Here is an 8,730-nt window from a genome sequence, read left to right as displayed (position 1 = left end):
GGAGAAAATGAGATATTTTCAGAAACCATAAGTCACTCTGCAGAGGATATTCACCAGTTTGAAAAAATAATAGATCAGTTTCAATTCAGAAAAAATATAATAGAAAAAACTCTTAAGGAGAAACATCTTCTGGATGAGAGGCTGGATGCCGTGGTGGGACGTGGTGGGCTCTTACGACCTCTCTCAGGTGGCACCTATATTGTAGGAGATGCTGTACTCAGCGATCTGAGGGCCGGTGTATCTGGTGAACACGCTTCAAATTTAGGGGGTATTATAGCCCATGAAATAGGAGAAGATTTCCATGTCCCTTCCTATATCGTAGATCCTGTAGTAGTTGATGAGCTTGAGCCTGTGGCCAGGATTTCCGGGATCCCGGAAATTGAAAGAAAATCGATTTTCCATGCACTAAACCAGAAAGCTGTAGCCAGAAATTATGCCCGTGAGATGGGAACATCCTATGAAAAACTAAATCTCATAGTGGCTCATATGGGTGGCGGAATAACCATCGGTGCCCATATGAAAGGAAAAGTAATAGATGTGACAAATGCATTGGACGGAGAAGGCCCCCTTTCTTCTGAAAGGTCTGGAGCCTTGCCAGCTGGAGATATTGTAAAGATGTGTTTTGATAAAAAATATGATCTGGATTTTATCAAAAAAAGAATTGTGGGAAAAGGGGGAGCCGTTGCATACCTGGGAACTAATAGTATTATAGAGGTCTTAGAACTCATTGAAAAAGGTGATAAAAAAGCAGAGCTGATCTTTGATGCCATGATATACCAAATTTCAAAAGAGATAGGAGCATTTTCTACAGTTTTAAAAGGTAATGTTGATGCTATAATTCTAACTGGAGGAATGGCATACTCTGAGAAAGTGGTAAACCTTCTGAAAGAAAGGGTGGCTTTTCTCGCCCCTATAAAAGTTTATCCAGGGGAACATGAAATGTCCGCCTTGGCACAAGGAGCCATGAGAATACTAAAAGGAGAAGAAGAGCCGTTGATCTATAATCCCGATTCAGAAAATCATTAAAACAGGAGAGGCTTAGCCTCTCCTGTTTTATATTTCTATTACATTTTTTTATTTACAAGTTCAGCTATTTTTTTTACGTCTACCATAACTTCTGCAAAATCCTTTGGTGTAAGAGACTGAGCTCCGTCACAAAGAGCATTTTCAGGATCATTATGAACCTCTATCATTAGTCCGTCTGCTCCCACTGCTGCTGCTGCCATAGCCAGGTTTTTTACCATCCATCTCTTACCAGTTGCATGGCTAGGATCTACTATTACAGGAAGATGCGTCAATTTTTTTACAGCTAGTACAGCACTAAGATCAAGAGTATTTCTGGTATATTTCTCAAATGTTCTTATCCCTCTCTCACAGAGAATTACATTTGGATTTCCCTCTGACATGATGTACTCTGCAGACATGATCCATTCCTCTATAGTTGCCGACATACCTCTTTTAAGAAGTATCGGAGTCTGAGTTTTTCCAAGTGCTTTAAGCAAATCAAAGTTTTGCATGTTTCTAGCCCCTACCTGGATTATGTCTACATCTTCTACGAATTTGTCCACAAGAGACGGGGACATGATCTCAGTTACTATTGGCATACCTGTGATTTTTCTGGCTTCCTTCAGAAGGTCTAGTCCTTCTAGCTCTAGTCCCTGGAATGCATATGGAGATGTTCTTGGTTTAAAAGCTCCCCCTCTCAGAATTTGAGAACCTGCAGCTTTTACCCCTTCTGCTACTTCGATTATTTGTTCTCTTGACTCTACAGAACAAGGTCCCGACATTATTGTGAAGTTGCCTCCACCAATCTTTATTCCCTTTACATCTATTACTGTATCCTCACTTTTCAGTACCCTGTTTGCCTTCTTAAACGGCTCCTGGATTCTAGTAACAGTTTCCACCCCTGGAAGACCCTCTATACTACCCATGTCCAGACCAGAGGTATCCCCTATAACCCCTATGATTCTGTATTCCTGTCCGTTTATATCATGTACTCCTAGTCCTTTTCTCTTAAGAGTATCCATTATCTTTTCTATTACATTCCACTCAGCATCTTTTTTCATTTTGATTATCATTTTTAATCCCCCTTGTTTGCTATAACTTAATTTCAAATAAATTTTTATGATTCCCCATGAATTTATTTTTCTATTTGATACATTGTATCTTATTGTCACTTTTGCAGATAGATAACAATTTTTTTTTTTATGTGTTCGTACTTTTTAGATTATAACCATTGTTTTTATTGACATTATGCATTTATATCCCATAATATGTTGTAGGAAACATTGGGTTTATTTTTATTTTTATTGGTTCTATTTACCAGGGATAAACACAATTTAACATTAAATATACCTGCAGACCAAAGTAAAAGCCCCTCTTCAGTCACCATCTGAAGAGGGGCTCATAATATATCTCTGGATAAAAGGTAAATAGGTTTATGCTACTTATCTTTTTTCTGATCAAATATTTTCTTGTTTTTATGATAAAATCTCATCTCTTCCGAGCTTACTGCCAGAGGACTCAGGTATATTTTGCTTTCTATTTCCTGATATTTCTTTATAAGATCCTCCTGCCCGTTATATATAAAACACCTTTCGCATCTTTCCATACTAAATTATCCAGTTGGCTACATATCCTAGTATACCCACTACAACTGCGTAAAACATAGCTGCAGGAAGTGTCTTTCTGATTATGTTCCCCTCTTCCCCTGTCAGACCCACTACCGCTGCTGCAGCTACGACATTATGTATACATATCATATTTCCTGCTGCTCCTCCTATTACCTGCTGAGCCAGGACTACAGTGGAATTAATCCCTACAGCGTTGGCTACCTGATATTGTATAGGGGAGAATGTCAGTGTCGATACTGTGGCTGAACCTGTGATAAAGGCCCCTAGTTCACCGAGGAAAGGAGCTATTGCAAGCCAGTTACCCTGAAATACTGAAGACAGGATATTTGCCAGATAATTTGGCATTCCTATGGCCATTACTGAATTGGCAGAATTACTGAAAATCTGTACGACAGCAAGAGTAAAGCACAGAGCCACAGATGCATTTATTACAGAATTCAGTGTTTCTTTAGTTGCCTTCTTTAACGCCTCACCGTCTCCTTTTAGGCATATCAATGCAATGATTGCAGCAATAGCCAACACAGTTCCTGGAGAGTAAAGTATCTGCCATTTAGAGGTAACTCCCTCTCCCAAAATATTTCTCCAGCTCAAATCAGCATGTGTGAGAACAAATTTTTTCACCGGAGGTATAATTCTGGTTATAAGAAGCATTATTACAACTGCTACATAAGGCATCCAGGCTGAGAAAATATCCTTTGCTGAAACTGATTCTGACAAAGTTATTGTTCCGTTTTCATTAAAGCTAACCCTTCCCCCAGCGGAATTTTTCTTTTTAGGAGAATTAGTTTCAATTACTGTTTCTTCTTCAAATACAGCCTCAGTCTTCCACTCTCTGTTTTTAGGCATCATTATTCCTTTTTTAGCAGTATAGCATGATACTACAAGCCCTGTAAGAGAGGCCAGTATAGATACAAATTCTGCTCCTAAAAAAGTAGAGTAAAGCAGTGCAGATACTGAATATGTGGCTCCCACCAGCAGTGACCACGGGAGAATCTCAAAAGCAGCTTTAAAAGACTTTTCTTTTCCGAAAAATTTAGTTAACATCATTATTATCATTGTAGGAAGCAGTGTCGCTGTCACAATGTCCATTCTTGTGACCGTTCTTCCTATAAGATCAAAGAATTCAGGATTCGCTCCAGGTATATTACCCAGACCTACAATAATAGGAGTCCCTACTGCACCAAAGGATACAGGACTACTGTCCCCTATAAGGGCTATAGATGCCGCTGCCAGAGGATTGAATCCCAGAGCCACAAGAAAAGGCCCGGCAACTGCAGCAGGAGTACCAAATCCAGCCGCACCCTCTATAAGGGCCACAAAAAAGGCTCCCACAATAACTGCCTGGACTCTCATATCCTTAGTCACACTGCTGAATCCCCTCTTTATTATGTCTACTCCTCCTGTGTGTGTCATCACTTTCAGAAGCAAAATAGCACCAAATAGTATCCACAATATTGTAATAGACTTATGTACTCCCTGAAGTATTGAAGCGAGCACTATGTCCCCTCCCATTCCCCAGACACCAAAAGCCGAAAGTACGAATATAGAAAAAGTTAAAAACATGCCTTTTTTTGCAGGCATTCTCAAAACTACCAAAAATATCAAAGGCAACAAAATAGGCATCAGAGCCACTAAAATTTGAATTATTCTCATTTACTTCCTCCCTATAAAAACGCTGCAATAATCAAGCAAACAATATAAAGGTCCAATCTACTTACACCTAATTTAAATATAAAATTATATCTGTTTTTACAATTGACAACTATCATGTATAAAACTTTATATAAAGAAAGGAAGTATTTATGAGTTTTTAATCTCATCTATCGCCCTAAAAATATTCTGCCTCTCTTTAAATCACACCATGTTTTGACGGCTACCGCCCTTGTAGCCGTCTACATATAGTATGGAGTTATTTCATTGCAATTACTATCTTTGGTATTTCTATATTCTTCTATTTCACAGAATCATTTAAATCTTATTTTTAAAGTATTTTACATAAAGTCTTATTGACAGACTTTCCCAGGATTCAGTATATTTTTTGGATCAAAGACCTGTTTTATTCCTCTCATTATCTCAATATTGTTATCACAATACTGATCAAACATATATCCTTTTTTTGCATAACCTATCCCATGTTCACCTGATACAAGTCCGCCTAGTTCCTCTGATCTCGCATACATTTTTTTGAACACCGCATTTAGCTTATCTTCCCATATTTCCTGATCCAGTCCGTCTCTGCATATGTATACATGCAGATTACCGTCACCTGCATGACCGAAGCTCGGAATTCTAATATTAAATTCTTTTTCCAGATCCTTGGTATACTTTATAAATTCAGATACACAGTTTCTAGGAACAACCACGTCACACTCATCCATCTCATCAGTAGAGGCTTTTATAGCTTCTAAAAAAGCTCCTCTTGCAGACCATACACTCTCTTTTCTCTCTTCTGTATCTACGATATATACATCGGTAGCTCCTATCTCAAGACACAGGTCAGCTACAACTTCGTAATCTTTCTCCACTTGTTCCTTGGAGTTGCCATCAAAAGTCAAAAGAAGATAAGCATCACTGGATTTGTCAGGGAAGGTTTTTCCCAGGAACTCTTCTGCCGAATAGATAACCTCTTTTTGCATGAATTCCACAGCTGTCGGAACAGCCTTTGATCTTATTATTGCAGGTACTGCATCTATGGCATTATCAATATTCCCAAATGGTATTAGAAGACTCACTGAATATTTTGGAAGAGGAAGCAGCTTCAGTATTGCCTTGGTTATTATTCCCAGAGTTCCCTCTGATCCGATTACAAGATCCTTGAGACTGTAACCTGCTGAATTCTTTACAACCTTTCCTCCCATCTCCATAATGTCACCGTTTGGAAGTACAACTTCCAGTCCACGGACATAGTCACGTGTAACACCGTATTTTACAGCTCTCATTCCTCCTGCATTTGTACTGATGTTTCCCCCTATAGTTGCACTTTTTTCTCCCGGATCTGGTGGATAAAAGAAATCCCTCTCTTCCACATATTTTCCTATCTCCATGAGAAGCACCCCTGGTTCCACTGTGAGAGTTAGATTATCCTCATCCAATTCAAGTATTTTGTTCATCTGAGTAGTTTCTATCATAATACCGCCATGAATAGCGACAGAAGCACCTACAAGTCCGGTACCAGACCCACGGGCTACGATAGGTATAGAATGTTCATAGGCATACTTAACAACTTTTGATATCTCATCAGAATTCTTTGCTTTTACCAGTATATCGGGTTTTCTGCTTATGCCCCCCAGTTCGTCATGTGAATAGTCTTCACTTATTGCATCTTCCCATAGGACTCTGTCCTTATTTCCCAAAATTTCGGCTATATTTTCAAAATCCTGAATATCTACATTTTTATAATTCATAATTACTCCTCTCCAAGGGAGATTACATCTCTCCCGGTTTTTATTTTTTCCATAAGCTCCGGTATCACCTTGTACATATCTCCTACGACTCCCCAGTGAGCCACGTTGAATATAGGGGCATTTTCATCTGTATTTATAGCAACGATTGTATCTGAGTTTTCCATTCCTGCAGTAAACTGAACAGCTCCGTGGATTCCACAGGCAAAAATTATTTTTGGTTTTACAGTCCTTCCGCTGAGACCTATCTGGGTTTTACAGTCCATCCATCCGCTCTCAATGAGAGGTCTTGTACAAGCAAGTCTTCCTCCCAATAGATCAGCAAATTCCTGCATCATTTCCATATCTCCTTCTTTTTTTAGAGCTCTTCCCACAGCCACTATTACCTCGGCATCAGATATGCAGCTCTCTTTTTCCTTTTTGAATATATTCCGAACATTGATTTTAGAAATTAATTTGCTTTTATCCACTGGATGAATTATTATTTCCCCGGATTTATCATTTGTTCTAACTGGAGCATCAAATATTTTGTTTCTCACAGTACAGAACTGAGGCCTGTGGTTCTGGGTTACTATCTGGGCCATTATGTTTCCTCCGAAAGCCGGTCTTATCTGTACCAGATCACTATTTTCCTTCATCTGAAGTATTGTACAGTCTGCCGTAAGACCGGTACGGAATCTGGCTGCCACTCTAGGAGCCAGAGATCTTCCTAATGTTGTAGCCCCTACTAAAACTGAAGATGGTTTTACCTCATTGATGTACGATTCAAATACTCCTGTATAATTTTCTATTTTGAAGTGCTCCAGTTCAGAATCCTTGTATAGATGTACTTCGTCGACTCCGTAATGCAGCAGTTCCTCTGCCATTTTTTCTACTTTATCCCCCATAATTATTGCCTGTACAGGATGTCCGGTTACCTTTGCCAGATCTTTTGCTTTACCTATGAGCTCTAGAGTTACCGGATGTATCTCTTCTGAAAAATGATCCACATACACAGTTATTCCTCTCCAAAGTGTTTTATCTATTTTTTCTCCGGAATTATCTTCTCGGAATTCAATTGCACCCTTACCCTGCTTGACACACAATCTGCACATTTTACATCCAGAGTTTATATCCAGTTTTCCTTGATTTTCCTCTATAGCATTAAACGGACAAAGTTCTATTAATTCTCTCATTAACTTATGATCGATTTTATCGTGATTTATATATAATTCTCCCATTTTTCCCTCCTAAGCAAATTTATATTCTTTCATTCTTTTATAAAGTTCCTGGGCAATCTCTTGTGTACTGCCTTTTATAGTTTCTCTGTCTTCAATCTTTTCTGGGTTGAATATTCTCTCTACCTGGGTAGGAGAACCTTTTAGACCATACTTTGACTCTTCCTTATCAGGTAAATCATCCAAAGACATTATTTTTATATCTTTTTTCATAGCATCAAATTTTCTTTTATAAGAGGGAAGTCTTGGAGTATAAATACCCTTCTCTACTGTTATAAGGCAAGGAAAAGGTATGTCCTGAACCTCTATAGTCTCTCCCATATCCGCCTCTACAGTAATGTGCTCCTCACATATTTCCAGTATCTTGCTGACATTGGCTATATGAGGTATAGATAAGTATTCTGCCATCTCAGGTCCAACCTGGGCTGTATCCCCATCTGTAGTTTGTTTTCCACAGATTATGAGGTCTATATCTCCCAGAGCTTTTATTCCCTGAGCCAGAGTATATGATGTAGCCAGTACATCTGCACCTGCGAATCTCCTGTCTGATAAAAGTATCCCTTCATCGGCTCCCATCATGAAAGCTTCTCTTATTACCTCCATTGCCTGAGGCGGTCCCATAGATATGATCCCGATCTCTCCTCCTTTATCCTCTTTGATCTTCAAAGCTGTTTCCAATGCATAGAGATCATAAGGATTTACCTTAGAATCCACTCCGTCTCTCAAAAGAACACCAGTATCCGGATCTACCTGTACATCACTATTACCTGGAACCTGTTTTACACAAACAGCAATCTTCATTTCAAACCTCCTGTTTTGGTCTGACCACTTTAAAGCTTAAAAAAAATTGGTCTGACCGATTATTGTTATAATTAAAAAGAGAAATCATATGACCTCTCTTTGATTGATCTAATATATAATAGCCTGTTTTTTTTGTAAAAGTCAACTAAAGTGTTATAATTACTTTTTTCACTTTACCCATATAAAATAAGGCCTAGAGACGTTTTAGTGTTCACTAATTCTAAATTCACCTTATTTTTCAATCTCTCCAGAGCCTTGTTAATTATTTATTTAATATATAATTTTAGTAAAACGTTTCAAAAAAATAATTTAATTACTTTTTTCACTTTTAGTGTTCTTTTTTAAATCCTAGTTTCCCCTATATGATCAAAGTGTTCTTTCATAGCCTTTTTTGCAGCTTTTAAATCTCTTTTTTTTAGAGCGTCTGTTATTGCCTGATGATCACTGTCAATTATATTTTTACCAAACTTTTCTATAACTCTTTTTCTTGAGGTCTTGACTGAATTTTCCAGAATTTCAGAAACAGAGTTTAAAATAGCTATGACAAGGGGATTTTTAGACGCTTTTGCAATAATAGAATGAAATTCTAAATCCACAATACTCATTTCTTCTTCGCTTGTACTTTTTAAAAGTTTAAGATGGACTCTTTCCATCTTTTCTATCTCTTCATCTGTTATC

General features: G+C 38.1%; 8 protein-coding genes. 1 reads left to right on the top strand and 7 read right to left on the bottom strand.

Translation table 11 applies throughout. The features are described from left to right. Positions 1 to 1,026 (top strand): butyrate kinase (gene buk / locus ABZA26_RS03230; protein WP_372713082.1); only part of this gene is annotated, 1,026 nt, incomplete at its 5' end. 38 nt (positions 1,027 to 1,064) lie between these two features. Here the strand turns inward: buk and aroF are convergent. From aroF to ABZA26_RS03195, 7 genes are all read right to left on the bottom strand, one after another. Continuing rightward, positions 1,065 to 2,078 (bottom strand): 3-deoxy-7-phosphoheptulonate synthase, encoded by a 1,014-nt coding sequence (gene aroF / locus ABZA26_RS03225; RefSeq protein WP_372713081.1) that lies wholly within the window; start codon positions 2,076 to 2,078, stop codon positions 1,065 to 1,067. Positions 2,079 to 2,443: 365 nt separating this feature from the next. Continuing rightward, positions 2,444 to 2,611: a hypothetical protein gene (locus ABZA26_RS03220; protein ID WP_372713080.1), complete on the bottom strand. Its 168-nt coding sequence runs from the start codon at positions 2,609 to 2,611 to the stop codon at positions 2,444 to 2,446. A gap of 1 nt (position 2,612) precedes the next feature. Further along, on the bottom strand, positions 2,613 to 4,286 hold the full coding sequence (locus tag ABZA26_RS03215; protein WP_372713079.1) for an L-lactate permease: 1,674 nt from the start codon (positions 4,284 to 4,286) through the stop codon (positions 2,613 to 2,615). A 350-nt stretch (positions 4,287 to 4,636) separates the two neighbouring features. Beyond that, positions 4,637 to 6,037 carry an FAD-binding oxidoreductase gene (locus ABZA26_RS03210; RefSeq protein ID WP_372713078.1) on the bottom strand — a complete coding sequence of 467 codons (1,401 nt, stop codon included), beginning with the start codon at positions 6,035 to 6,037 and terminating at the stop codon, positions 4,637 to 4,639. Between the two features lie 2 nt (positions 6,038 to 6,039). Then, the gene (locus ABZA26_RS03205; protein WP_372713077.1) at positions 6,040 to 7,254 is read right to left on the bottom strand and encodes an electron transfer flavoprotein subunit alpha/FixB family protein; all 1,215 of its coding nucleotides are present in this window, start codon (positions 7,252 to 7,254) and stop codon (positions 6,040 to 6,042) included. Positions 7,255 to 7,263: 9 nt separating this feature from the next. Next, complete coding sequence (locus ABZA26_RS03200; RefSeq protein ID WP_372713076.1) at positions 7,264 to 8,052, bottom strand: electron transfer flavoprotein subunit beta; 789 nt, start codon at positions 8,050 to 8,052, stop codon at positions 7,264 to 7,266. A gap of 341 nt (positions 8,053 to 8,393) precedes the next feature. Then, positions 8,394 to 8,730 (bottom strand): FadR/GntR family transcriptional regulator (locus tag ABZA26_RS03195; RefSeq protein ID WP_372713075.1); only part of this gene is annotated, 337 nt, incomplete at its 5' end.

Source organism: Ilyobacter sp. (assembly GCF_041583315.1).
GTDB lineage: Bacteria > Fusobacteriota > Fusobacteriia > Fusobacteriales > Fusobacteriaceae > Ilyobacter.
This window is presented reverse-complemented; position numbering and strand designations above follow the sequence as displayed.

What these genes read in the sequence shown, in the direction of transcription:
- aroF (WP_372713081.1), bottom strand. Translation starts at nt 2,078, where the DNA reads ATGATAATCAAAATGAAAAAAGATGCTGAGTGGAATGTAATAGAAAAG.
- ABZA26_RS03220 (WP_372713080.1), bottom strand. Translation starts at nt 2,611, where the DNA reads ATGGAAAGATGCGAAAGGTGTTTTATATATAACGGGCAGGAGGATCTT.
- ABZA26_RS03215 (WP_372713079.1), bottom strand. Translation starts at nt 4,286, where the DNA reads ATGAGAATAATTCAAATTTTAGTGGCTCTGATGCCTATTTTGTTGCCT.
- ABZA26_RS03210 (WP_372713078.1), bottom strand. Translation starts at nt 6,037, where the DNA reads ATGAATTATAAAAATGTAGATATTCAGGATTTTGAAAATATAGCCGAA.
- ABZA26_RS03205 (WP_372713077.1), bottom strand. Translation starts at nt 7,254, where the DNA reads ATGGGAGAATTATATATAAATCACGATAAAATCGATCATAAGTTAATG.
- ABZA26_RS03200 (WP_372713076.1), bottom strand. Translation starts at nt 8,052, where the DNA reads ATGAAGATTGCTGTTTGTGTAAAACAGGTTCCAGGTAATAGTGATGTA.